The 23,434-nt window shown below is 68.0% G+C and carries 20 protein-coding genes; 7 read left to right on the forward strand and 13 right to left on the reverse strand.

What is annotated here, in order from left to right:
* Window positions 1–48: 48 nt before the first annotated feature.
* Window positions 49–1,920, forward strand: a complete 1,872-nt coding sequence (locus ACR81A_RS11875; RefSeq protein WP_440311910.1) for an ABC-F family ATP-binding cassette domain-containing protein — start codon at window positions 49–51, stop codon at window positions 1,918–1,920.
* Here the strand turns inward: ACR81A_RS11875 and ACR81A_RS11880 are convergent.
* Entirely contained in the window at window positions 1,895–2,179 is a 285-nt protein-coding gene (locus tag ACR81A_RS11880) for an LPXTG cell wall anchor domain-containing protein (protein ID WP_440311911.1), read from the reverse strand. The two genes, ACR81A_RS11875 and ACR81A_RS11880, sit on opposite strands and share 26 nt — an antisense overlap.
* A gap of 321 nt (window positions 2,180–2,500) precedes the next feature.
* Here ACR81A_RS11880 and ACR81A_RS11885 point away from each other — a divergent pair, with 321 nt between their 5' ends.
* From ACR81A_RS11885 to ACR81A_RS11895, 3 genes are read left to right on the forward strand one after another with little or no spacing between them, the layout of a single operon-like run.
* Window positions 2,501–3,223, forward strand: a complete 723-nt coding sequence (locus ACR81A_RS11885) for a VIT1/CCC1 transporter family protein (RefSeq protein WP_202380917.1) — start codon at window positions 2,501–2,503, stop codon at window positions 3,221–3,223.
* Window positions 3,224–3,280: 57 nt separating this feature from the next.
* Window positions 3,281–3,616 (forward strand): MGMT family protein, encoded by a 336-nt coding sequence (locus tag ACR81A_RS11890; RefSeq protein ID WP_202380916.1) that lies wholly within the window; start codon window positions 3,281–3,283, stop codon window positions 3,614–3,616.
* Window positions 3,613–4,404: a LysR substrate-binding domain-containing protein gene (locus ACR81A_RS11895; protein ID WP_440311912.1), complete on the forward strand. Its 792-nt coding sequence runs from the start codon at window positions 3,613–3,615 to the stop codon at window positions 4,402–4,404. The genes ACR81A_RS11890 and ACR81A_RS11895 overlap by 4 nt, the downstream gene beginning before the upstream one ends.
* Before the next feature lie 67 nt (window positions 4,405–4,471).
* Here ACR81A_RS11895 and ypfJ read toward each other — a convergent pair whose 3' ends face one another.
* The 6 genes from ypfJ to ACR81A_RS11925 form a co-directional block, all read right to left on the reverse strand.
* Window positions 4,472–5,365 (reverse strand): KPN_02809 family neutral zinc metallopeptidase, encoded by an 894-nt coding sequence (ypfJ, locus tag ACR81A_RS11900; protein WP_440311913.1) that lies wholly within the window; start codon window positions 5,363–5,365, stop codon window positions 4,472–4,474.
* A gap of 7 nt (window positions 5,366–5,372) precedes the next feature.
* A complete protein-coding gene (pip, locus tag ACR81A_RS11905) occupies window positions 5,373–6,377 on the reverse strand; it encodes a prolyl aminopeptidase (protein ID WP_440311914.1) in 1,005 nt (334 codons plus the stop codon).
* 88 nt (window positions 6,378–6,465) lie between these two features.
* Window positions 6,466–8,532: an acyl-CoA dehydrogenase family protein gene (locus tag ACR81A_RS11910; RefSeq protein ID WP_440311915.1), complete on the reverse strand. Its 2,067-nt coding sequence runs from the start codon at window positions 8,530–8,532 to the stop codon at window positions 6,466–6,468.
* A gap of 234 nt (window positions 8,533–8,766) precedes the next feature.
* Window positions 8,767–9,354 (reverse strand): isochorismatase family protein, encoded by a 588-nt coding sequence (locus ACR81A_RS11915; protein WP_440311916.1) that lies wholly within the window; start codon window positions 9,352–9,354, stop codon window positions 8,767–8,769.
* A 30-nt stretch (window positions 9,355–9,384) separates the two neighbouring features.
* Window positions 9,385–10,164, reverse strand: coding sequence for an MBL fold metallo-hydrolase (locus ACR81A_RS11920; RefSeq protein ID WP_440311917.1), 780 nt, complete (start codon window positions 10,162–10,164; stop codon window positions 9,385–9,387).
* Window positions 10,161–11,480, reverse strand: coding sequence for an MFS transporter (locus ACR81A_RS11925; RefSeq protein WP_440311918.1), 1,320 nt, complete (start codon window positions 11,478–11,480; stop codon window positions 10,161–10,163). The genes ACR81A_RS11920 and ACR81A_RS11925 overlap by 4 nt, the downstream gene beginning before the upstream one ends.
* A 137-nt stretch (window positions 11,481–11,617) precedes the next feature.
* Between ACR81A_RS11925 and ACR81A_RS11930 the strand changes: the two genes are divergently transcribed.
* Window positions 11,618–12,247 carry a TetR/AcrR family transcriptional regulator gene (locus tag ACR81A_RS11930; protein ID WP_440311919.1) on the forward strand — a complete coding sequence of 210 codons (630 nt, stop codon included), beginning with the start codon at window positions 11,618–11,620 and terminating at the stop codon, window positions 12,245–12,247.
* A gap of 19 nt (window positions 12,248–12,266) precedes the next feature.
* Here the strand turns inward: ACR81A_RS11930 and ACR81A_RS11935 are convergent, their stop codons facing one another.
* Both ACR81A_RS11935 and ACR81A_RS11940 read right to left on the reverse strand, forming a co-directional pair.
* Window positions 12,267–13,850: a DEAD/DEAH box helicase gene (locus ACR81A_RS11935; protein ID WP_440311920.1), complete on the reverse strand. Its 1,584-nt coding sequence runs from the start codon at window positions 13,848–13,850 to the stop codon at window positions 12,267–12,269.
* Window positions 13,851–18,203 carry an efflux RND transporter permease subunit gene (locus ACR81A_RS11940; protein ID WP_440311921.1) on the reverse strand — a complete coding sequence of 1,451 codons (4,353 nt, stop codon included), beginning with the start codon at window positions 18,201–18,203 and terminating at the stop codon, window positions 13,851–13,853. It abuts the gene before it with no gap.
* 142 nt (window positions 18,204–18,345) lie between these two features.
* Between ACR81A_RS11940 and ACR81A_RS11945 the strand changes: the two genes are divergently transcribed.
* Window positions 18,346–19,605: a DUF445 domain-containing protein gene (locus ACR81A_RS11945; protein ID WP_440311922.1), complete on the forward strand. Its 1,260-nt coding sequence runs from the start codon at window positions 18,346–18,348 to the stop codon at window positions 19,603–19,605.
* Between the two features lie 48 nt (window positions 19,606–19,653).
* On the opposite strand, the gene ACR81A_RS11950 is transcribed toward ACR81A_RS11945, so the two are convergent.
* Entirely contained in the window at window positions 19,654–20,295 is a 642-nt protein-coding gene (locus tag ACR81A_RS11950; RefSeq protein WP_440311923.1) for a hypothetical protein, read from the reverse strand.
* Window positions 20,296–20,426: 131 nt separating this feature from the next.
* On the opposite strand from ACR81A_RS11950, the gene ACR81A_RS11955 reads away from it, so the two are divergent.
* Window positions 20,427–20,615: a DUF3073 domain-containing protein gene (locus ACR81A_RS11955; RefSeq protein ID WP_202380903.1), complete on the forward strand. Its 189-nt coding sequence runs from the start codon at window positions 20,427–20,429 to the stop codon at window positions 20,613–20,615.
* Window positions 20,616–20,871: 256 nt separating this feature from the next.
* Here the strand turns inward: ACR81A_RS11955 and ACR81A_RS11960 are convergent, their stop codons facing one another.
* From ACR81A_RS11960 to ACR81A_RS11970, 3 genes are all read right to left on the reverse strand, one after another.
* Window positions 20,872–21,615, reverse strand: a complete 744-nt coding sequence (locus ACR81A_RS11960) for a phosphoglyceromutase (protein WP_202380902.1) — start codon at window positions 21,613–21,615, stop codon at window positions 20,872–20,874.
* 61 nt (window positions 21,616–21,676) lie between these two features.
* The gene (gene ygfZ, locus ACR81A_RS11965; RefSeq protein ID WP_440311924.1) at window positions 21,677–22,819 is read right to left on the reverse strand and encodes a CAF17-like 4Fe-4S cluster assembly/insertion protein YgfZ; all 1,143 of its coding nucleotides are present in this window, start codon (window positions 22,817–22,819) and stop codon (window positions 21,677–21,679) included.
* A 196-nt stretch (window positions 22,820–23,015) separates the two neighbouring features.
* Window positions 23,016–23,318, reverse strand: coding sequence for a hypothetical protein (locus ACR81A_RS11970; RefSeq protein ID WP_440311925.1), 303 nt, complete (start codon window positions 23,316–23,318; stop codon window positions 23,016–23,018).
* Between the last annotated feature and the right edge of the window lie 116 nt (window positions 23,319–23,434).

The following is a 23,434-nucleotide window of genomic DNA, read 5'->3' on the forward strand; positions in this document are numbered from 1 at the left end:
TGCCCTCTCACACCCGGCGGAACCCACGCTCGTTCCGAAAGGCGCCGCATGCACGCGCACCACACCCCTGTTTCCAACACCCCCACACCGTCCGCGCCGAGTCTCGCCGCAGCGGGCCGGGCCGCGTCGCGCGGCGCTGAACTCACCGCGAGCGATCGCGGGCACCTCGCCGTCGCAGGCGTCTCGCACTCGTACCCGGATCGCCGCGTGCTCACCGAGGTGAGCTTCACGGCCGCGCGCGGCGACCGGATTGGCCTCATCGGAGAGAACGGCACCGGCAAGTCAACGCTGCTCGGGATCCTGGCGGGCAACATCACCCCGACCGCGGGCACGGTGACCCTGCCGGGCACCGCTGCACACCCGGCGACCGTGGGGCTCCTTGCGCAGGAACTGCCCTACCCCGCGGACACTCCCATTGCCCAAGTGCTCGATGATGCGCAGGCGCCCGCGCTCGCGGCCCTACACGAGCTCGAACGTCTGGGGGCCGAACTGGCCGCACGCCCCGACGACGCACACGCCGCCGAGCGCTACGCCGCGGCGCTCGCCGAGGCGGAGCGCTCGGGTGCATGGTCCGCTGCGGCGCAGCGCGGCGAGGTGGTCGCCGGCCTCGGGCTCGGTGGGATCCCGGAGTCGCGCGCGCTCGGCACGCTCTCGGGCGGGCAACAGCTGCGCCTCGCGCTTGCCGCGATCCTGCTCGAGGCGCCCGTTGTGCTTTTGCTCGATGAGCCCTCGAACCACCTGGACGACGCCTCGGCGGCCTATCTTGAGCGCGTGCTGCGCGAGTGGCCGGGCATCGTGATCCTCGCGAGCCACGACCGCACACTGCTTGACGCGGTGACGACCCGCATTCTCGATCTCGACCCGCTTCCCCTGCCCGCGCGCGAGCTCGACGATGCGCGGCCAGCGGACGCCACCGGCGGAAGTCACGCAGTGGGAACTCACGCAGGAGCGATCCAGGCAGATCGGGATCCGGGCACGAGCGATCCCGGCGCGGGCTACGGCGCCCGCTTCTGGGGTGTGGGGTACACGGCGGCACGGCAGGCGCGGCGTGCGGAGCTGGCCCGCTGGCGCGAGCGCTACGACGCGGAATCGGCGGAGCTCGCAGCGCTCACACACGAGATCGAGGTGGGGTCGCGCGAGGTCAACCGGAAGCACGAATCGAAGTCGGAGAGCCGCATCACGCGGAAGTTTTACGCGGACAAGGATGCACGGGTCACCGCGCGGCGTGCCCGCAACGCACGCGTGCGGCTGGAGACTCTCGAGCGCGAGCGCGTGCGGCGGCCGCCCGAGCCACTGCGCTTCGCGGGCTTCGAGGCGTCTGGCACCACCCCGCCCGGCACAGAGACCACAGCCGTGTTGCTCGCAGATCGCGCCGCGTTCTCCGGGCGGCTCGCCCCGATCTCACTCGAGATCGAGCCGCGCGGACGGCTGCTGCTCACAGGCCCGAACGGGGCGGGAAAGTCGACGCTTCTCGCGGTGCTCGCCGGACGACTCGCCCCCGAGACGGGCACCGTGCAGCGCCGGGCACGCGTGGGCTTCCTGCCGCAGGAGTTCGCATTTCCCGACCCGTCACGCACGCTCGCAGAGGTGTGGCAGGAGGCACTCAGCCCCGAGCGCGCCGAGGCGACCCCACTCACCGCGAGCGGACTCATTGCCGCGCGCGATGCGGAGCGCGCCGTGGGAGCCCTCAGCGTGGGGCAGCGCCGCCGCTTCGCGCTCGCCCTGCTCATCGCGGATCCCCCGCCCGTGCTGCTGCTCGACGAGCCGACGAATCACCTCTCCCTCACGCTCGTGGAAGAGTTGGAGGCGGCGCTCACCGACTACCCCGGCGCGCTCGTCATCGCGTCACACGACCGCTGGCTGCGTGGCCGGTGGCAAGGCGCAACGCTCGCGCTTACGCCGCCGGGTACGCCCGGCTAAGCGCCGCGGCACGACGTCGCCGCGCGTACAGCACGCCACCCGCGATCAGGTACGCCGCACCCGCAACGAGGAACCAGCCCGCACTCTCCGCACCGCCCAGCTCGGGGATGCCCGTGCCACTGATCGTTTGCGGCGCGCTCGCGTCGACGCCGGTATCGGCATGCGCCGCACCCGTTCCCGCGAGCAAGAGCCCGGAGCACACGGCAGCACCGAGGGCGGCCTGGGCCAGGCGGCGCAGTGCGGGGGTGCGTGCGTGCATCGGAGACTCCGTTTCGTGGGCGCAGCGGGGCGGGAACGGGTTCCAGTCTCGCCGCGCGATGCGCGCGTCGGAAGACGAGCACCGCAGAATCCGTGCTCCAGACACCCAATCTGCGGGTCGCAGGAGCGAAATTGCGTAGTGCCAGGTGGCTTACCTAGGCGAAACCGTGGCGCCGGCTCGCAGTTCCTCAAAGTTCGGCATCTCGAACCCCAACACGGCGTCAATTCGAAGCGTTTTGCGGGGTTCTCCCTCCCCTCCGAAGCTTGCTACCGTTGCCTTTCGTGCGCGGAATCGCGCGGAAAAACGGGGGAACGAACGACCATGAGCGAGATCAACATCGCACACCCACACGAGTACGACCACCGCCACGCAGACGTGTCATCGGGCTGGCTGCGCGCGACGGTCTTCGGGGCGATGGATGGACTCGTATCGAATGTGGGCCTCATCGCCGGTATCGCTGCTGCCGGCGCTTCCCCCGGCATGGTTGTCGTCACGGGTGTCTCCGGCCTCATCGCGGGCGCAATCTCCATGGCGCTCGGCGAGTTCACCTCGGTGCGCACCGCGAACGAGCAGCTCGACGCCGAGGTGCGCACCGAGCGCGAGGCGCACACCCGCAACCCCGCGGGTGAGCAGGCCGAGCTGGCGCTCCTCTTCGAGCGGCTCGGCATGCAGGAGGAGGTGGCCCGCGTGGCCGCCAGCCAGGTGCACACGAACAGCGAGCAGGCGGTGCGCGTGCACCTCGCCCACGAGCTGGGGCTCAGCCCGGAGGAGAAGCCATCACCCTGGGTGGCCGCGATCTCCTCGCTCCTGTCGTTCAGCGTCGGCGCCCTGATCCCGATCCTGCCGTTCCTCTTCGGGTTCGGCACGCTCGGCTGGGGGCTCGCGTTCGGCGGGCTGGGGCTGCTCCTTGCCGGTGGCCTCGCCGCGCGCACCACGCGCCGCAACTGGCTGCTCGGTGCGGTGCGCCAGCTCACCTTCGGTGGAATCGCAGTCGCCGTCACCTACACGATCGGCAAACTGCTGGGCGTCTCAGCCATCGGTTAGCCCCGCGCACACGGCGCGTGCCCAGTGATGACGTCGCGCACGCCGTAGGCTTACTCCATGCCCAGCCCCGAGTTCGTTGACGCCGTGCTCGCCGTGGTGCACCGAATCCCGGCGGGGCGCGTCATGACGTACGGCGATGTTGCCCTCGCGATCGGTTCTTCGGCGCCGCGCGCCGTCGGCCGCGTGATGGCGCTCTACGGCCACGCGGTGCCCTGGTGGCGCGTCGTTCCCGCGAGCGGTCAGCCGCCGCAGGGGCACGCCTCACTCGCGCTCCCCCGCTACCGGGAGGAGGGCACCCCGCTGCGGCACGCGGAATCGCCCGACTACCGGCTGGCGCTCTCGGCAGCACGACTGCCCTACACCCACGAGATCTATTCGGAGGTCGCGCTATGAGCGAGCCCACTCACGCCCCGCTGCAGCTTGCCTTCGCGCGCGGCATCGCCCCGAGCAAGTGGGCCGAGCGCTGGGAGACCGTCACGGGATCTCCGCTCGAGCTGGTCCCGGTGAACGTGGCCTTCGGCCGCTCGGCGAGCGTCGCGTGCGACGTGATGCTCGAGCGAGCGCTCCCGGGGCGCCGCCCCGCCGGTAGCGAGGAAGCGGCGCGCACCCGCCACGCCATGCGCCTCTACGAAGAGACCATCACCCTCGTCGTCGACGTCGATCACGCGCTCGCGAAGCGCGAATCGATCGCGCTCGATGCGCTCGGCGCGGTGCACCTGCTCGATCACCCCGATCATCCCGCGGAGTGGCCTGACGCGGCGCCGTGGGAGAATCCCGAGTGGATGCCGCAGGATGTGCCCGCGGCCCTGGAGCTCGTCGCTACCGGCGCAGGCGCGATCCTGCTGCCCACCATGCTCGCCCGCCACCTCGTGGACAAGCGCCGCCATCGTCTGATTCCGCTCACCGGCGCTGACGATGTGCCGCGCACCGCGGTGTGGGCAAGCTGGGACGTCGCGCGCGACGGCGCCGACGTGCAGCAGCTCGTCGGCGTGATTCGTGGCCGCACGGCGCGCAGCTCGCGCACGGCGGCCGACACGGAGCCGCCGGCGCGCGATCCGAAGCCCGCAAAAAAGAAGCCGCAGCAGCCGCAGAAGAAGAAGGCCGGGCCGAAGCCGGGCTCACGCGGCGCACAGCTCGCCGCCACGAAGAAGAAGCCACCGCGGCCGGGTCGGAAGCGCTAACACACACAAACAGTGCGGGATCCGGGCGATGCGTCGCCCGGATCCCGCACTGTTTTCTTCGCGCGAGCTAGAGCTGCGACGCGGGCACGTCGAAGGTCGCGCAGGCCGTGGGGCCCTGCTGGTAGCCGATCTGGAACCAGCGCTGGCGCTGCTCGGAGGTGCCGTGCGTGAAGCGCTCGGGGTTCACGCCCATGCCCGCCGATTCCATGATGTGGTCGTCGCCCACGGCCGCCGCTGCGCTCATCGCATCAGCGATCTCCTGCTGCGAGACGGGCTTCAGGAACGGCACCCCCTGATCGTCGGTGACGGTCGAGGCATTCTGCACCCACGCGCCGGCGAAGCAGTCCGCCTGCAATTCCAGCCGCACGGAACCCGAGGCGGGGCCGGACTCGCGGCCGACGCTCTGCAACGAACCGATGAGGTTCGAGATGTGGTGACCCCACTCGTGCGCGAGCACGTACATCTGCGAGAGCGAGCCGCCCGATGCGCCGTAGTCGCGGTTCAGGGTGTTGAAGAACGCGACGTCAATGTAGATCGTCTCGTCGGACGGGCAGTAGAACGGACCCGTCGCCGCCGAAGCCGCGCCGCAGGGCGACTGCGTCTGGCCGCTGAACAGCACCACCGGGCCAGGGGCGCGGTAGTTGCCGACCTGCGTTGCCCAGTAGCGGTCGAGTGAGTCGCTCGCCGCGGCCATGCGGCACTCGACGTCGCGGTTCGCATCCGCACCGGCAGCGCAGCCGTCGAGCGAGCCCGACTGCGGCTCAGAGATCACGGTGCCCGAGCCGAGCGCGCTGTTGATGGCGGGTGCGAACATGTTGAGGTTCACGCCGAACAACTGGGAGCCGAGTGCGAGCAGCAGGGCAACGCCGATGCCCCCGCCCGCGATCATTCCGCCGCGGCGGGCGCCGCCGCGCTTCGTCACCTTACTGGTGTCGATCCGCACGTTGTCATTGAACGTCATGGGCGTCTCACTCTCGGTTGCTTTCGGGAGTCTGGGCGACTCCCGACTCTGCGAAGCGGTCAGTCGCGCGCACCAGTGCGTCAATGATCCCCGGCTCGCTCGCTGCGTGCCCCGCGTCGGCGACCATCTCGAAGTCTGCCGCGGGCCAGGCCCGGTGCAGATCCCAGGCGGTCCGCGCGGGGGTGCACACGTCGTACCGCCCCTGCACGATGATACCGGGGATGCCGCTCAGCTTCGCGGCGGCATCGCGAATCAGCTGCCCCTCCTCGAACCACCCGGCGTTCGTGAAGAAGTGGTTCTCGATGCGGGCGAAGGCGACCGCTGCCGCGGTGTTCGCCCGTGCCGCAGCGATCGCGTCCTCGTCGGGAATCAGCCGAATCGTGGTGTTCTCCCACACCGTCCAGGCGACTCCGGCCGGTGTGTGCACCGCGGGATCGGGATCGGTGAGCTGACGGTGGTACGCGGCGATCAGCTCATGCTGCTCGGCCGCGGGAATCGGCGCGAGGTAGTCCTCCCACGCGTCCGGGAAGAGGTGCGAGGCGCCATCCTGGTAGAACCAGGCAAGCTCGCTCTCGCGAAGTGTGAAGATGCCGCGCAGCACCAGTTCCGTGACCCGTTCGGGGTGCGTCTGTGCGTACGCGAGCGACAGCGCGGAGCCCCAGGAGCCGCCAAACACCTGCCAGCGCTCAATGCCCAGGTGCTCACGCAGCCGCTCAATGTCCGCCACGAGGTGCCAGGTAGTGTTCGCGCTGAGGTCTGCGTCCGGCGCGCTCGCGTGCGGCATACTTCGCCCGCAGCCGCGCTGGTCGAACAGCACGATGCGGTAGCGATCCGGATCGAAGAAGCGCCGGTGGTCGGGCGAACAGCCGCCGCCCGGGCCCCCGTGGAGGAAGACGACGGGCTTGCCGTCGGGCTTGCCGCAGCTTTCCCAGTAGATCTCGTTCCCGTCGCCGACGGGCAGCATGCCGTGCGCGGTCGGTTCGATCGGCGGATACAGCGTTCGCAGTGCCATACCGCTCACTCTAATACCTCACAGGGGCTGCGCAGCAGATGCTGCGCAGCCCCTGTGGCGGCGTGTGTCGCACGCGAAAACGTGAGCGCTATGCGCGCCCCTCCTGCTTCGCGCGCTTGCGCAGTTCCTTCTCGTGAATCGGCCAGGTTCCTGCCGCGCGCTGTGCCTCGACGTAGGCGTGCGCTTCCTCCTGCCGCTCGGCCTCGATGCCCGTCGCGATCTCGGCGCGGAGCAGCTCGGGGGCGAGCCCAAACGCGTCGACCAGGTCGAGTGCGTGGGGGCGCAGGCGCGCAATCAGGCGATCGATGTACGCGGTGACGGCCTCAGCGCGCTGCCCCGAGATACGGCCCTGCACGAGGTACCAGGCCGCGTGCTCCTCGATCAGTCCGAAGCCGAAGAGGTCGCGCAGCCAGGTAAGCACCTGCTTCGAGCCCGGATCCGAGATGCGCTCGAGCTCCTCCGTGAATGCCTCCCACTGCAGCAGCTCGGCGTGCGCGCGCGCCGCCTGGATGAGCTTGTGCTGCTGCGCGTTGAACGCTTCTTCGTTGGCGATCGCCTTGCCGCGGGCGTCACCCTTCGGCACGTGCTTCGTCGCCTCGCGGAGCGCCATGGCGATCTCCGACACCATCGTCTCGACGCGGTCGGTGAGGAGCGCGCGCTGCGACTCGGGCGCTCGCAGGCTCTCGACGGAGCGCGCGACCTGTCCGAGATCCGCGATGCTCTGCCCCATCTGGCGCAGGCCGAAGCGGCTCACGCGGTCGCCCAGCTGGCTTGCGGCGGCCTTCGCCATCGCGGCCTTGTCGCCGCCCGCAAACTGCTTCGCGTAGTCGGTGAGCAGGCGCTTGCCCACGAGCTGCAGCAGCACCGTGTTGTCGCCCTCGAAGGTGACGTAGATGTCGAGGTCGGCCCGGAGCCCAGTGAGTCGGTTCTTCGCGATGAAGCCCGCCCCACCGGTTGCCTCGCGCGCTTCCTGCAGTGTGTCGAGCGCGGCCCAGGTGGAGAGCGACTTCAGGCCGGCGGCGAGCGTCTCGAGGTCTTCGCGGTTCTCGTCCGTGTCTTTCGCGCCCGAAAACACCTCGTCAAACACGGTGAGTAGGCGCTCGCTCGCGAACGCCATCGCGTAGGTCTGCGCGAGGCGCGGAATCAGGCGGCGCTGGTGCTGCCCGTAGTCCATCAGCACGGTCTCGCGGCCGGAGGCACCCGGGAACTGCCGGCGCTCACTGCCGTAGCGGATCGCAATCGTCAGCGCGGCCATCATCGCCTTCACCGCGGATCCGTCGAGGGAAACACGCCCCTGCACGAGCGTGCCGATCATCGTGAAGAAGCGGCGGCCCGGGCTCTCGATCGACGAGGAGTACGTGCCGTCCGCGACGACGTCGCCGTAGCGATTCAGCAGGTTCTCGCGCGGAATCCGCACGTGCGTGAAGTGCAGGCGGCCGTTGTCGATGCCGTTCAGGCCGCCTTTCACGCCGTCGTCTTCGCTCCCCACGCCGGGGAGCATCTCCCCTTCGGGAGTGCGAATCGGCACGAAAAACGCGTGCACGCCGTGGTTGACTCCGCGCGTGATGAGCTGCGCGAACACGACGGCGGCCTGGCCGTGCAGTGCCGCGTTGCCGAGGTACTCCTTCCACGCCCCGGTAAAGGGCGTGTGGATCTCGAACTCTTCCGTCTCGGGATCGTAGGTGGCGGTGGTGCCCACGGAGGCGACGTCCGAGCCGTGGCCGATCTCCGTCATCGCGAACGCGCCGGGCAGCTTCAAGCTCATCACGTCGGGCAGCCACTTCTCGTGGTGCGTCCGTGTGCCGAGGTGCAGGATCGCGGCGCCGAAGAGGCCCCACTGCACCCCGCTCTTGATCTGCAGTGACGGATCGGCGAGCACCAGCTCCTGGAATGCGGCAATGTTGCCGCCGTGGTTGTCGCCGCCGCCGAGATCACTCGGGTATGCGCGCTGGATCGCGCCGTGCTCCACCAGGATCCCAAGCTGCTCAAGCACGCGTGCGCGGTGCTCGTCCATCGACTGACCGTTGATCGTGTGCAGGCGAGGATCTGCGGCGAGCGCGCGAGACTCGAGCCGCTCCTTCTTCCACTTGCCCAGCAGCGCGTCGCTCACGACGCTGGTGTTGATGCGGGGGTCCTTGGGGGTGGTGTCGCTCATCGGTGCTCCTTTGGCGTGCGCGCGTGACCGCATCCGCGGTCGTCGGTTGACCTGCAGCCAGGCTAGGCTCCCCGCCCTGGCGGGACAACCGCGCATTCCCTCCCCCACAACGCACTGCGTTGCCACCATGAACTCGCTTGTAGAAAGTCTCTACTTTTGGGCAGGAAAAATAGAGACCCTCTCTAGGCCGGACGGTCAGTTCCGGAGCGTGCGGGACGCCCCGGAACCAACGCGTTAGAGGTTGAAGTGGCGAGGGTGTCCGAGCGCCGGATTCGCTTGCCGGAATGCCCGGGTCTCTTCAAGACGCGGCAGCCAGTCGTAGTAGACACCCTTCGCGGCGAGCATCTCGATACCTCGCGCTGCGAGCCGCCGTTCGCCATGATCGTGCGCTTCTCCGGGAGAGAACGTTGCGTCACTCACCACCACCACTCGAAAGCCCAACGCTTGCAGGCCCAGGGCAGAGTGCCCAACGCAGACATCCGTCTCCGCGCCTGCAAGAACCACGGTTTCCTTGCCAGTGGCACGAAGCGCTTCCAAAACTCGCGGCTCACCGGCCACCCCAAACGAGGTCTTCGGGAGCACCTGTGCGCTCGGTTCCAAAGCGTCAAGAATGACACGCTCGGTTGGCCCGTTCCCGGCAGGGTCTTCCTCGGTCACGATGACGGGAATCTCGAGCGCGCTGGCAACCCCGGCAAGCCACGCTGCATTGTCAACAACTCGGGCGAGCGTGGCCCGGTGCACGTCCCTTCGCGCGATCGGATAGAACTCCTCCTGGAGATCAATGATCATGAGCGCGCTGTCAGCGCGGTTGAGCAGGTGCATTGGTGCATCCTTTCTGTCGGTGTGTTTCGGCTACGTATCTGCGGCGTGTGCCCGGCGGGAGAGGTATTCGCTGGCAATTGCAGCGGTCTCCTCTGCCGTGAGGGGAGGCCCGTGCCCCGGAAGCACCTGGCGTGGGCGCAAGTTCAGAATTCGCTGCATCGTTGCGTGGTAGCGGGCGCGATTTGATTCGGGGAGATCATCGAGGAGCGTGCCCCGATAGAGCGCATCACCTGAGACGAGAACGCCGCAGCGGTCATCCCAGAGCCCGATGCTCCCGGGGGTGTGGCCGGGAAGTTCAAGCACCTCGAAGCGGTAGTCCCCCGCAATGAGCAGTTCTCCTTCGTGCAGCGAAGTGGTGGGCCCCTCTGGCCCTACCCCTGCAACGGCAGGGGTGCCAGCCGTCCCCCACTCTTGCACCAGGGAGTCCGGCAATGGCACGCCGAGGGGAGCAGGCCCGAGACCCAGGTGTCGGGTGACCGCCTCCCGCGTGAGCGGCAGTGGCGGCGTGCGCGCCCGCCCCATGTCAGCGGGATGCATTCGAACATCCCCGAACTCGGCCGCACCGCCCGTGTGGTCAACGTGCGCGTGAGTGAGCACCAGTACCGGTGACCTCGCCGCGTCCTCCGGAAACTCTGCGAGTGGAGGACGCACGCCGGTTCCGGCGTCCACCCAGAGCGGTCGATCCCCGTCGAAGCGCCAGATATTGCAGCGCAACAGTCCGTGCACACGCGGTTCGCGGAGCAGCGTCACCCCGCCCGCGACCTCTGCCCGCGAGAACCAGTTGTGACGCACCGACGCTGCGGCGCTCATACGCGAGGCACCTCGGCAGCAACGACGGGGTCAGCCTGCCCTGCACCGACGACCACATCAACGTACTGGGGCGCGCGCAGCGCACAGAACACCGCGACCGTAACGAGCGCACCGAGCAACGCCACGACCGCCCACACGCTGCCCGTTGCGCCGACGAGGAGCGTCGCCGCAAGGGGCGAGAAGCCGCCAAAAATAGCCGCGCCCACCTGATACCCGAGCGAAATGCTGGTGTAGCGCGACTGCGGCGGGAACATCTGCGCCATAACACCGGCGAGTGGGGCGTATGCGCTACATCCTGCGAGCCGCAGCAGCGCGAACACCAGGATGAGGAGGCCAGGCCCTCCGAGATTCAGGCTGACCACCAGGAAGGTCAGCGCTCCGAACACTCCAAGCCCCACCATGCCAATCACCAGCACACGGATGCGCCCAAAGCGGTCAGCGAGCCACGCAGCGGGGAGCGTCGCGACAAGCTCAACGAATGAGCCGATGGTGAGCACGTTGAGCACGAGTGTTGCGTTGATCCCAGCGTCCACGGTCGCATAGGAGGTGAAGTAGGTGCTCGTGATGTAGTAACTTCCGCTCGGCACCGCCATAATGCCGATGGCAAGCAGCAGGGATCGCCAGTTTTGCACGATCGCGTCGCGCACGGGGCGTGCGTTCACGGGCGCAGGCTCAAACACCGGCGACTCTTCCACGCGGGCACGAATCACCAGACCAATAATGATGAGCACTGCCGAGATCAGGAAGGGAATGCGCCACCCCCAGCTTTGCAGCGCGTCATCGCCAAAGCTGGCAAGGACGGCGAAGATCCCCGTCGCGAGCATCGCTCCCGCGGGGTTGCCGAGTTGCACAAAGCCGCCGTAGAACGACTTCGCTTTCTCCGGCGCGTGCTCCACAGCCATGAGCGCAGCACCGCCCCACTCCCCGCCCACAGCGATGCCCTGAATGACGCGCAGCGCGACGAGCAGAATGGGTGCGAGCGGCCCGACCGCGTCATAGCTCGGCAGGAGGCCGGTCACGCACGTCGCGAGTCCCATGAGTACCAGCGTTGCGACAAGCGCCTGCCGCCGGCCGAGGCGATCCCCGATCGACCCAAAGATCATGGCGCCGAGCGGCCTTGCAACAAACCCGACCGCATACGTTGCAAAGGAGGCGGCGAGTCCGGCGATGGGATCACTCGTCGGGAAGAACACTGGCCCAAATACGAGAGCGGCAGCGACCGAGAACACGTAGAAGTCGTACCACTCGATCGCGGTACCGATGAAGGAGGCGAACGCCGCCTTGCGCCGCCTGGCTGCTTGCATATTGCTGTTCATTGGGCTCCTTTGATCACGCACAGCACTATTGGACAAACAGTCAACTGACCGTTGTGATGTCAGTAAACACCACTGTTGGACAAATAGTCAATATGCTCGGAACGATTGCTGGACACACCACCAACTAGGCTGGCGATATGGAAGAGACCGCGCCGCGCCGCCGCTCAAAAGCCGAGCGGCACGAAGAGCTCCTCGAAGCAGCAGTCGCGCTCGCCGCAGAACAGGGCCTTGATCGGCTCACGGTGCGTGACGTCGCGCAGCGGGTCGGAGTGACCTCCGGGCTGTTCCATCACTACTTTCCGTCGATCGACGATCTCGTCATCGCAACGTTTCGTCGTATCGCAAGTGCAGACCTTGAATGGTTGCATGGCGGGCTCGCCGAGCTTCCCCCCACCGAGGCGCTCAGCACATTTCTCACCCGAAGCGTTGCACCGGAGCGTGACCCGTCGCTGACGGTATGGCTCAGCGGCTGGCTTGCTGCGAGTCGCCGCCCAGGGCTCCGAGACGCCGCAACAGAACTCATGGGGATCGGTGCGGCCGCGCTCGCCGCAATCCTGCGTCGAGGCACCGACACGGGCGACTTCCACTGCGCAGACCCGGAAGCATCTGCACAGCGCATTTATGTGGTCGCGGACGGATTCCTCATTCAACGGGCGCTCAATATCGGCAGCGTTGAAAGACTCGGCATTGAGTCGTTCCTTCGAAAGATTGTCGAAGACGAGATCGGGGCCCCGCTCGCCCAGCCGGCGGGCAGAGCAACCGAGTGATGGCTGCTCTGCGCCCGCGCTAGCGGCGCTTACCCGCGCCCTTCGGCACGAAGTCCGTGAACTTCTCAGGGGTCACGCCAGCGTCCTCCAACATCTCGCGCATCCGCTGCTCCCGCATCCGCGGAATCACCGTCACCACGGCGCCATCGCGACCCGCACGTCCCGTGCGGCCCGCGCGGTGGAGGTAGGTCTTGAAGTCGTTCGGCGGGTCAGCCTGCAACACCAGATCAACATCGTCCACGTGGATACCGCGCGCAGCCACGTCGGTGGCGACCAGCACGGAGGCCTTGCCCGTCGCAAACTTCTCAAGATTGCGCTCGCGCCGTGCCTGACTCAGATCGCCGTGCAGCGCGACGACGCGCATGCCCGCGGCGTCAAACATCTCGGCCACCTGCTCCGCATACGCACGAGTGCGGCAGAACACGAGCACGCGGCCGGGAGTGCGCGCGAGCTGCACGAGTGACGCATCCTTCGCATCACGCTGCACGGTGTACACGCGGTGGCGCACGCGACCATCTGCCGCAGCCTCAGCTTCGTGCACCGCGGGGTCGGTGAGGAATTCCGAGACAAGCTCAGCCACGCCGCTGTCGAGCGTCGCAGAGAAGAGCAGGCGCTGCCCGCCCCGCACGGTCTGGCGGAGCACCTGCTGCACAGGCTCAAGGAACCCGAGCTCGCACATGTGGTCAGCCTCATCGAGCACGGTGATGAGCACTTCGCGGAGATCGAGCTTGCGGCGGCTCACCAGGTCCTGCACACGACCCGGCGTGCCAATCACGATGTCGACCCCGCGCTGCAGCGCGTGCACCTGTGGATCGATCGGCTGACCACCCACCATCTGCGCCGTGTAGAACCCAACGGAGCGCGCGATCGGCTGGATGGTGCGGTCGATCTGCAGCGCGAGTTCGCGGGTGGGGGCGAGGATCAGCGCGCGCGGGTTGCGCGTCGGACGCTGAGTGGCCCGCTCGCCACGCTTGGGCTGGTTCTGCTTCTTCGCCGGCGCTGCCCCGAAGGCGCCCTGCGCCTTGAGGATGAGCATGCGCTCCACGAGGGCGGCGCCGAACGCGATCGTCTTGCCTGAACCGGTGCGCGCACGGCCGAGCACGTCACGGCCGCGCACCGTGTCAGGAATCGTTGCGACCTGGATCGGGAAGGGCTGGTCAGCGCCGAGCTCCCCGAGCACGCGCACAATGTTCCCGCCGAGCCCTAGGTCTCCAAAACTCACCCCCGCAGCGTCGGCCGCCGTGGTGAGCTTGGCCTCCAGCTTCGGAAGCGGCTGCTCCCGCGGCTGTGGGTCGCGCCGCGGTGCGCCACGCTGCCCAGCGCGCGCCGCACCGCCCGCTGCCGCAGGCGCACCGCCCGATGTGGGCCGCTGTCGATCCCGAGCATCAGGCGCGCGATCAGAGCGACCACCCTGGGCTGCGCGGCCTCCCCGGGCAGCGCGGCCACCGTGGTCTGCGCGACCGGTCTGCTCGCGCTCATCGCGCGACGGCCGGCCCCCGCCCGACTCCTGCGCCCGGCCGCCGTGGAACTTGCGCCCCTTGGGTTTGCGCCCGGGCTCGTAGTTCGCGGGGGCTTTGAAGCCGCGTCGTCCCTTTTGGGCCATCTACTTCTCGTCGCTTTCCGTCGCATCGCGACCGGTGGTGGGGTGTTCGTTCGCCGACCCGTCGCTCGGCTGCGCCGGTGCGTCGGACTCGGCATCGATGTCTTGGGTGGCCTGCCACAGCAGCTGTTCCCAGTTCAGTTCGCCCGTGACGGGCGGAGCCGCGGAGTCCGCGTGGAACGCGTCCTGCGGAATCTCCGGCGTGACATCGACGGGCTGTTCAGGCAGCTCGGGCTCCGGTTCCGGTTCGGGCTCCGGCAAGGATACGTCAGGTTCCTCCGCGGAGTGCACAGCTTCGGCTTCAAGCTCGGTCGAGCTGTCGGTGAGCGGATTGTGCTCCCCCGTGAACCCGAGCTCCGACAGGTTCATCGACATCTGCTGCGTCGCCGGCCCCATGTCGGCGTCAGTGCCCGCGGGTTCTGGCGCGGAGGGGAGCTCAATGGCAGCCGTCTCGGATGCACTCGGATCGGGATCCGCATCCGCCGAACCCGTCACCGAGGCGTGCGCGCCGGAGGTTTCGGGCGCCGCGAGCCCGGCCTGCACCAGCTCGCTGAGGATCTGCTGGCGGCGCGCCGCTTCCTCGGCCTCAGCTGCTGCCGCAGCGGCCTGCTCCGCTTCAAGCTCGGCGGCTCGTGCGAGCTCGGCTTCGGCGACGCGCGCGGCCTCGACTTCGGCAACGCGCGCGGCTTCGACGGCACGGGCCTCTTCAGCCGCCAGTGCTTCCTCAGCCAGACGCGCCTCCTCAGCGGCCTGCGCCTCCTCAGCGGCGAGGGCTTCGGCACGCTCGACCTCCGCCGCTATCTCCTCCACCTCGGCAGCGTCGAGCGGTTCCTCCTCGACGAGGGCCGCGGCGTTGCTCGCCGAGACCGGCGCCGGCAGATCCTCCGCAGCGAACTCGGGCAGTTCCGCGGGATCCGCTGCCGGAATCGGATCGGGATCCGCGACAGCCTCGGTCACCGCGTGCGCACCATGTGCACCGTGCGCGGCGCCACCTGCGCCCGAGTCAGCAGCAGTAGCCGCGACCAGCGGTTCGCCCGACGTCGCAGGAAGGGACGCGCCCGCAAGCCCCGCACCGGCGAGCACCAGTCCCTCACCGTCGCCGCCACGCTTCGGAGCGCGCCGCGCACGTCGTCGCTCAGCGCCACCCTCGCGGCGGCGCTCAACGGCGTAGTACAGGGTCGGCAGCACGATGAGGGTGAGCAGCGTCGACGACAGCAGGCCGCCAATCACCACGATCGCGAGCGGCTGCGAGATAAACCCGCCCTTGCCGGTGATGCCGATGCCCATGGGCGTCAGCGCGAGAATTGTCGCGAGCGCCGTCATCACGATCGGACGAAGACGCTGGAGCGCGCCGTGCACCACCGCGTCGTGCAGCGAATCTCCACGCTCACGGTATTGATTCACGAGGTCGATCAGCACGATCGCGTTGGTCACCACAATGCCGATCAGCATGAGGACACCGATGAGCGATGCAACGCCCAACGGAATCCCGGTGGCGATGAGCAGCAGAATCGCGCCCGTTGCGGCGAACGGCACGGAGATGAGCAGCAGGAGCGGCTGCAGCAGGCTGCGGAACGTCGCCACCATCACCACGTACACAATCAGGATCGCAACGAGCAGCGCGAGACCGAGCTGACCAAACGCCTCAGACTGCTGCGACATCACGCCGCCGATCTTCGCGCTTGCGCCCGCGGGCAGTTTCACCCGATCGAGCGCCTGGTTCACCGCGGTGCTTGCCGCACTGAGATCGTCCCCCTGCGGCAGCGCCGAAATGGTCACCATGCGCGAGGTGTCCTCGGTGCGAATGGTCACCGGCCCGTCCGCAATCTCGACCGTGGCGAGCGAGCTCAGCGCACGAGCACCGTCTGCAGTCTGAATCTGCAGCGCGGCCACCCCTGCCTCATCGTTCGGCGCATCGGCCGCCGCGAGGTACACGGAGGTGCCCGAATCATCGATGGAGATCTGCCCGATCTGTGTGGGCTGCATCTGCTGCGCCACCTGGCCGGCGACGGCCGCCTCGCTGAGCCCGACCTTCGCGGCCGCCTCACGATTGACCGTCACGGAGAGGTAGGGGCGCGACTGCCCAAGATCGCTCTCAACCTGCTTGAGCCCGTCGGCCGCTCGCAGCTCCGTGAGCACGGCGTCGCTCGCCTCTTCCAAGGTCGCCTGGTCCGGCGCGGTGACCCCAACCTCGATTGCGCTCGACATCGTCACACCGCCGCCCGACTGCCCGAGGGAGAATTCACCCGCGTCCGTGAGCGGCTTCACTGCAGCGCGAATGTCGTCCTGCACCTTCGCCTGGTCTGCGTCCGGGTTCGTGGTGAGCGAGTAGTTGATCGCACCGTCGCCCCCGCCGCCAAAGATGGCGGCCATGCCGCCACCGGTGCTGCCAACCGTCACCTGCACTGTCTCCACCGCCGGCACGTCAGCGAGCGCTTCCTCCACTCGCTTTGCCTGGGCGAGCTGTGCGTCGAGGCTCGTGCCCGGCGCGAGCGTCTGCACCAGGCCGACGGAGTTCTGCTCGTCAGATCCCATGAAGTTGGTCTTCATCAGCGGCGTCGCGGCCACCGTGCCGCCGAACACGAGCGCCGCAATCATCAGCGTGATGCCGGGGCGCCGGAGCGTCCAGTCGATCACGGGGCGGTACCAGCGCTGCAGGGCGGTCGGCTGCCCAGCCGGACGAGACTCCGCAAGACGCGCGGTGGCACGCCGGGCGCCCGGGCGCCCCAGCTTTGCGGCGAGCGCGCTCAGCCGCTTCTCCGCGTTCTCAGGTCGAAGGAACCAGTAGGCCAACACGGGCACGATCGTGAGTGACACGAGCAGCGATGCGGCAAGCGCAATCGTCACGGTGAACGCGAACGGCCGGAACAGCTCGCCGACCATGCCCCCAACGAATGCCATGGGCAGGAACACGGCCACCGTGGTGACCGTCGACGCGGTGATCGCGCCGGCGACCTCGCGAACTGCGCGAACGATGGTCGCGGCCCGGTCCCCCTCATTCACGAGGTGGCGCTTGATGTTCTCGATGACCACGATCGAGTCGTCGACCACGCGGCCGATCGAGATCGTGAGCGCGCCGAGCGTCAGCATGTTCAGCGTGTAGTCCGCGAAGTTCAGCCCCACGAAGGTGAGCAGCACCGAGGTGGGAATCGAGATCGCGGTGACGAGCGTCGCGCGAATCGACATGAGGAAGACCAGGATCACGAGCACCGCGAAGACGAGGCCGAGCATGCCCTCCGTGGTGAGCGTCTCGATCGACTGCTCCACATAGGGGGCCTGGTCGAAGATGACGCTGAGCTTCGCGCCGCCGAGTTGATCGGCGAGTTCGTCGAGCTTCTCCTGCACGGCGTGCGAGACGTCGACGGTGTTCGCTGCGGACATCTTGGTGACGCCAATGGTGAGGGCAGGCGCCCCGTCAACCCGCGAGATACTCTCAACGGGCCCCGGCCCCAGCTCGACATCCGCAACATCGGAGATCTTCAGAGGTTCGAGCGCGGGCGCGGGCTCCACCTCGGGCAATGCGCCCGGCAACGCCCCCGGTCGCAGCTGCTCAGCCGCGGCCTCCTGCTGCGCGACCAGAGCGCGCTGCTGCGCCTCAAGCTGCCCGGCGCTCACCGCGATCGGCAGCGCCCCAATCTGCTCGGCCGAATCAATATCAGAGCCGGCCTGCACCGCGAGCGTGCGGTCGCCGTCGCTCACCGTGCCAGCGGCAACCAGCACACCACTCTGCTGCAGAGTATCCGTGATCGACTGCGCCGTGAGACCGTTCGAGGCGAGTGCCGCGGCGTTCGGCGTGATCGTCACGCGGTCCGGTCGCGCACCCGCGAGCTGCGCGTCGCGCACTCCGGGAAGATCGGAGATCTCGGGAACCGCGATACGGGTCACGAGCTCGGCCGCGTGCTCGGGCGTCTCTCCCTCCGCGGGAGTCACCGCAATCTGGATCACCGGGAAGTCGTCGATGCTGCCCGACATCACCTGCGTGTCCGCGGCCGCCGGCAGCATCTTCGAGATGCGACTGATCGCACGCTCGACCTTCTGCTCGGTGGCAGCGATATCCACGCCGTACGTGAACTGCGCAAGCACCATCGATGCGCCGGTGCTCGAGGTCGCCGTGGAGCTCTCGAGGTTGGGCACGCCGCGGAGCGCGGTCTCGATGTGCTCGGAGACGTCGGCGTTCACGACCTCCGGGGAGGCGCCCGGGTAGCTCGTAACGACCGCGATCGCCGGGAACTGCACGGAGGGCATGAGTTCTTGCTTGAGCGAGCCCATCCCGATGAGACCGAACACCGCCGCAACGATGGTCACAAGCGCGATCAGGGCACGATTCTTCAGGCTGAGCGCCGTGAGCTGGTGCATGCGCACGATTATCCCATGCCGCGCCACTCCCGCCCAGTTTGCGCGCCGCGAACTCCGTGCGGAGTGTGGTCGGCAACACTCGCCCGGACCAGCCATAATGCTGGGTATGCCGCTGTCTCAAAGCCGACGCACCCTGGGCGCTGTGACCCCCGACGATTTCCAGCGCCTGCGCGACCTCCGCCGTATGCAACGTATTGCGGTGGGGCTGCTGATCGGCATGGCGGTCGTGTTCGTCGTATCCTTCGTGCTCCAGGAGCGATACCCCTGGCTCGGCTACGTTCGCGCGGCGAGCGAGGGCGGCATGGTCGGCGCGCTCGCGGACTGGTTCGCCGTCACCGCGCTCTTCCGCCATCCGCTCGGCATCAAGATCCCGCACACCAACCTCATTTCAAACAAGAAGGATGAGATCGGCGAGGGCCTCGGCTCCTTCGTCGAGGAGAACTTCCTCGCCGACGAGGTGGTGCACGCGAAGCTCTCCGAGATCAGCGGGGCTCGTACGGCAGGCGTGTGGCTCTCCGAGCGCGCGAATGCCGAGCGCGCCGCGGGCATGGTCGCGAGCGCGGGGCTCGGCGCGATGACTGTACTGAATGACAACGATGTGCAGGACTTCATCGAGGTGCTCGTGCGCAAGCACGTGGTCGACCCCGAGTGGGGTCCACTGCTCGGCCGGGCCGCCGACTCCTTCGTGACGGGGGGCCACCACGAGGCACTGCTCGATATCGCGGCGGAGCGCATGGAGGAGTGGCTCGTCGGCCACCCTGAGGCCTTCGACCGTGTGATCTCCTCACGCCTGCCCTCGTGGATGCCGAGCGTCGTCGAGAAGTTCGTTGACAACCGGCTGCACTCGGAGGCCGTGCGCTTTGCCCAGAAAGTTGCCACCGAGCCGAACCACCCCTTCCGGATCGCGGTCACAAAGTTTCTCGGTGATCTGGCCCGCGACCTGCAGGAGCAGGAGCACCTGCAGCAGCAGCTCGAGAGCTTCAAGCGAGAGGTCTTCGACAGCCCGCGCGTGCGAGCGCTTGCTGCGAGCACCTGGGACACCGCCCGCGCGGCGCTCGTCGCCATGCTCGAAGATCCGAAGAGCGATCTGCGCGTGCGTATGGTGCGGGCGGCCCAGGACTTCGGCCGCAGACTCGTCGCCGACGCCACGCTTCAGTACAAGATCGACGTCTGGGTGATGGGTGTGGTCGAGCACCTGGTGCGCAACTACCGGCACGACCTGGCGGGCGTCATCTCGGAAACCGTGCAGCGCTGGGACGCCCGCGAAGCCGCCGAGAAGATCGAACTTCAGGTCGGCAAGGACCTGCAGTTCATCCGCATCAACGGCACCGTGGTGGGTTCGCTTGCGGGCCTCACCATCTTCGCGATCGCTACGCTAGTCATCGCGCCACTCGTGGGGTAGCTCGTGCGAGCGTAGGATCGCCGCCCCTGGTCCCCCGTTCGTTCGCGGCTACTCGGTACGGAACGCGACCGGGAGCATCATGTCCTGCACGCGATCCTTCGCCGCGGTGTGGTCGGCGCGCGTGGTGATCGCGCAGCGCGAGACCCGGCAGTCCAGGCCATCGACCGTGGGCGGGGGCACCGTCAGCGTCGCAGTGAACGAGCCGCTCGCGTTGTCGTCGTAGCTCTGCGTCGCGAATGCACGCCACGCCCAGTCGCTCGTAATCCACGCGCTCGACAGCCCGGTCTCTGCGTTCGCCTCGCCAGTCTCGGCACCCTCGGGGATGCCGCCCAGGCAGGGGCCCGGCTTCTCATCCGGGGTGGCCGGGATCGCACAGATTGCCAGGTATATGCCGATGCCGGAATCAAAGCCGGAGCCGGTGACAACGAGCGACTCGCCCGGGGCGATATTTTCGAGCTCCGCGTCCGCGCCGTCTGCGGTCTTCGCCGACAGCTCGCGAGTGCGACCATCGGCCCCCTTCGCCGCCACGGAGGAAACGTAGTCTTGCGGCAGTTCCTGGCCGGATCCGCCCGCGCTCTGGTGCGTGAGGATCGGGATCAGCACGGCAAGAACTCCGGCGAGCACGAGGAGCGCCACCACGAAAAGCACGATCAGCACGATCCGCAACGGGCGCGGGCGAGAAGAGGTCATGGCTTTATCGTAACGGCCAGCGATCTCAGCGCACGGTGGTCATGCTAGAATCTGCTCCATACGTCTATTTAAATTGGTACTTGCCTCGCGGCGCATATTCCGCGAGGCCCGAATGTGTAAGGGGGTCACGCATGGGGCGCGGCCGTCAGAAGGCAAAGCACACCAAGGTCGCACGGGAGCTGAAGTATTTCAGCCCCGATACGAACTACTCGGCGCTTGAGCGAGAGCTCGCATCTGAATCCGAGAAGCATTCGGGCGAAGACCCCTGGGCCGAGTACGCGGACAAGTACAACGCAGATGAGGATAACGACGACGATTGACGTCGTGGCGCCAGGCTGAGGCGCTCCTCGCATTCGTGCGCGCAGCGAGCCATCCGGTTCGCTGCGTTCCTGCGTGAATGTGAACCAGCTGCAATGCTGCACCATTGCCCGCACCGGGATGACGTGAAACCGGTGCGGGCACTGCTGTATCTCCGCACGGTTGTGCGGGCTCCGCTCGACCCGGAAACGCCACGGCCCCGCTGCACGCGAGGCGCAACGGGGCCGTGGGAACTGGCGGGGAACCCGCCGCGCTGAGCTAGTGCTTGCCCTGCGCAGCGACCGCAGCGGCGCCGGCAGCGGCGGCCTCGGGGTCAAGGTAGCGACCGGCGCCCGCGGGGGTGCCGTCCTCGTTGATGTCGTACACGAGCGGCATGCCGGTCGGGATGTTCAGCGATGCGATATCCGCATCCGAGATGCCCTCGAGGTGCTTCACGAGTGCGCGCAGCGAGTTGCCGTGTGCGGTGACGAGCACGGTCTGGCCCGCGTTCAGGTCGGGCAGGATCTCGCCCTCCCAGTACGGGACGAGGCGCTCAATGACGTCCTTCAGGCATTCGGTTTGCGGGCGCACACCGTCGATGCCTGCGTAGCGGGGGTCGCGCGACTGCGACCACTCGCTCGCATCATCCAGCGCGGGCGGCGGGGTGTCGAAGGAGCGGCGCCACTCCATGAACTGCTCCTCGCCGTACTTCTCAAGGGTCTCCGCCTTGTCGAGTCCCTGCAGCGCGCCGTAGTGGCGCTCGTTGAGACGCCAGGAGCGCTTCACGGGGATCCACAGTCGATCTGCGGTGTCGAGCGCGAGGTTCGACGTCTGAATCGCACGGCTCAGCACCGAGGTGTGCAGCACGTCGGGCAGGAGACCGGCAGCTGCGAGCTGCTCGCCGGCGCGGGCAGCCTCGCCGCGTCCCTGCTCGGTGAGCCGGACGTCGACCCAGCCAGTGAAGAGGTTCTTCTGGTTCCACTCGCTCTGCCCGTGGCGCAGCAAGATCAGCGTGTTCGTCATACCTCTAGCCTATCCGGTTGCTTGCCGATGCTCGTGAGCGCGTGACCCCCGAAACGAAAGACTAGAGCCGCTTCAGGCGCGGGATCTCTCGGGCCGCCCCGGCGTCAGCTGGCACGATGACCTCCTGCGCCGCAGCAATCACCTCGGCCACCTCGGAGACGGGAACCTTCGCGTCCCCACCGTTCTCCCCGCCGCGCACCTCGAGCGCCGCGTCCTCCGGCACCGAGCGCTTGAGCAGTGCGAGCGCGATGCCGCCCCACTCATAGTGCAGCGCCGCGCGGGTCACTCGGCCGACCGGACGCGCATCGGGCGTCTGCGCCTCCCCCGCGCGGAACACGAGTGCGCCCGCCTCGGGAAGCGATCCGCCGGAGCCGTCCAGGTGCAGCAGCACCAGGCGTCGCGGCGGGTGCCCCAGGTTGTGGACCTTCGCAATAGTTTCCTGCCCGCGGTAGCACCCCTTCGTGAGGTGCACGGCGGTGCGCAGCCAATCAAGCTCGTGCGGGATCGCGCGCTCATCGACATCGGCGTGCTGCGCCGGGCGCCACGCACGCACCTCCAGGGCGTCGAGCGCGAGTAGCCCCGCCGCCTGCGTCTCGCCCGCGGCGACACGTGCGGCCAGGCCGGCAAGCTCAGCGCGCGGGAAGATGAACTGTGTCGCACTCCACTCGGCTCCCGCGTGCGCTTCGGTCTTCGCGTACTGCACACCGCCGGGAAGCACCCCGCGCCACGGATCCTCCCAGATCGCAGCGGGGCTCGCCGCACGCAACAGCTCGGTCGCCGGGCCCGCGAACGCGAGCACGGCAGCGAACTCGTCGGACGCGTCGTGCACACTCACACGCAGCGCGAAGCGCATCCGGGTCAAGAACTCAGTGAGCGGCTCTGCGGATCCCTCGTCGACGAGCAGCCAGGCGCGCTCCCCATCGTCAACCAGACGGATAGCACGCTCAATGCGGCCGTTCGGGTCGAGCAGCATCGTTTCCGTGCTGATACCCGGGCGCAGGCCAGCGAGCTGCTGGCTCGTCATCGAGTGCAGCCAGCTCAGACGGTCGGCGCCCTCAACGAGGATCACACCGCGGTGCGAGAGGTCGACGAGCGCACGTCCCTCCGCGAGGGCACGCTGCTCAGCGAGCGGCTCACCGTAGTGAGCGGGCACGCCGAGATCGGGGACAACGACCGCCCCCGGAAGCTCACGGAAGGCAGTCATCGAATCACCACTCCTCCGAGCGCGTGAGGCAGGCGACTAGCGCTGCCCCTTGAAAAGCTTGTAGATGACAGTGCCCGAGACCCACGCGATCGCCAGGGATGCGAGGCCCAGGAGGCCGAGAAAAAAGAGTTCGAGCGCAAGCAGCATGAGGCTAGTCTAGCCGAACCGTGCGCACCGCGCAGCTCGCACCAGACGGCTAGTCGACGAGCAGACCGATCACGTCGATCACGCCGATCACCAGCACAGAGCCGGCAACGCTGAACGCCACCCGGGTGATGAATCCCTCGCGCTGGGCAGTACCCAGTTGGAGGCCAAAGGTGACGAGCGTGCTCGCGCCGATCGCGAAGACCAACCACGCAAAGCGATCTTCATTGGGCACCAGAATCGTGACGAGCGTGCCAATGATGGCCGCGACCGCCCACGCGATGAGCAGGCGCGGCACGTGCCACGAGTGCACGTCGGGCATCTCGCGTGGCTCTTCAGTCTGGGACTCAGTCACGGCCACATTCTTCCACACCCCGCCGGAAAGGGCTGCCTGATCCGGAGCGTACTGTCTTGGGCGTGTGACCTGCGCGAAACGGAGCGGAAACGAAAGCCCCCGTAGAATGGGGTCGT

The organism is Leucobacter chromiireducens (assembly GCF_051993095.1).
Taxonomy (GTDB): Bacteria; Actinomycetota; Actinomycetes; order Actinomycetales; family Microbacteriaceae; genus Leucobacter; species Leucobacter chromiireducens.

What these genes read in the sequence shown, in the direction of transcription:
- ACR81A_RS11880 (WP_440311911.1), bottom strand. Translation starts at nt 2,179, where the DNA reads ATGCACGCACGCACCCCCGCACTGCGCCGCCTGGCCCAGGCCGCCCTC.
- ACR81A_RS11960 (WP_202380902.1), bottom strand. Translation starts at nt 21,615, where the DNA reads ATGACGAACACGCTGATCTTGCTGCGCCACGGGCAGAGCGAGTGGAAC.
- ACR81A_RS11885 (WP_202380917.1), top strand. Translation starts at nt 2,501, where the DNA reads ATGAGCGAGATCAACATCGCACACCCACACGAGTACGACCACCGCCAC.
- ACR81A_RS11920 (WP_440311917.1), bottom strand. Translation starts at nt 10,164, where the DNA reads ATGAGCGCCGCAGCGTCGGTGCGTCACAACTGGTTCTCGCGGGCAGAG.
- ACR81A_RS11890 (WP_202380916.1), top strand. Translation starts at nt 3,281, where the DNA reads ATGCCCAGCCCCGAGTTCGTTGACGCCGTGCTCGCCGTGGTGCACCGA.
- ACR81A_RS11935 (WP_440311920.1), bottom strand. Translation starts at nt 13,850, where the DNA reads ATGGCCCAAAAGGGACGACGCGGCTTCAAAGCCCCCGCGAACTACGAG.
- ACR81A_RS11940 (WP_440311921.1), bottom strand. Translation starts at nt 18,203, where the DNA reads ATGCACCAGCTCACGGCGCTCAGCCTGAAGAATCGTGCCCTGATCGCG.
- ACR81A_RS11875 (WP_440311910.1), top strand. Translation starts at nt 49, where the DNA reads ATGCACGCGCACCACACCCCTGTTTCCAACACCCCCACACCGTCCGCG.
- ACR81A_RS11930 (WP_440311919.1), top strand. Translation starts at nt 11,618, where the DNA reads ATGGAAGAGACCGCGCCGCGCCGCCGCTCAAAAGCCGAGCGGCACGAA.
- ygfZ (WP_440311924.1), bottom strand. Translation starts at nt 22,819, where the DNA reads ATGACTGCCTTCCGTGAGCTTCCGGGGGCGGTCGTTGTCCCCGATCTC.
- ACR81A_RS11925 (WP_440311918.1), bottom strand. Translation starts at nt 11,480, where the DNA reads ATGAACAGCAATATGCAAGCAGCCAGGCGGCGCAAGGCGGCGTTCGCC.
- ACR81A_RS11895 (WP_440311912.1), top strand. Translation starts at nt 3,613, where the DNA reads ATGAGCGAGCCCACTCACGCCCCGCTGCAGCTTGCCTTCGCGCGCGGC.
- pip (WP_440311914.1), bottom strand. Translation starts at nt 6,377, where the DNA reads ATGGCACTGCGAACGCTGTATCCGCCGATCGAACCGACCGCGCACGGC.
- ACR81A_RS11950 (WP_440311923.1), bottom strand. Translation starts at nt 20,295, where the DNA reads ATGACCTCTTCTCGCCCGCGCCCGTTGCGGATCGTGCTGATCGTGCTT.
- ACR81A_RS11915 (WP_440311916.1), bottom strand. Translation starts at nt 9,354, where the DNA reads ATGCACCTGCTCAACCGCGCTGACAGCGCGCTCATGATCATTGATCTC.
- ACR81A_RS11910 (WP_440311915.1), bottom strand. Translation starts at nt 8,532, where the DNA reads ATGAGCGACACCACCCCCAAGGACCCCCGCATCAACACCAGCGTCGTG.
- ACR81A_RS11955 (WP_202380903.1), top strand. Translation starts at nt 20,427, where the DNA reads ATGGGGCGCGGCCGTCAGAAGGCAAAGCACACCAAGGTCGCACGGGAG.
- ypfJ (WP_440311913.1), bottom strand. Translation starts at nt 5,365, where the DNA reads ATGACGTTCAATGACAACGTGCGGATCGACACCAGTAAGGTGACGAAG.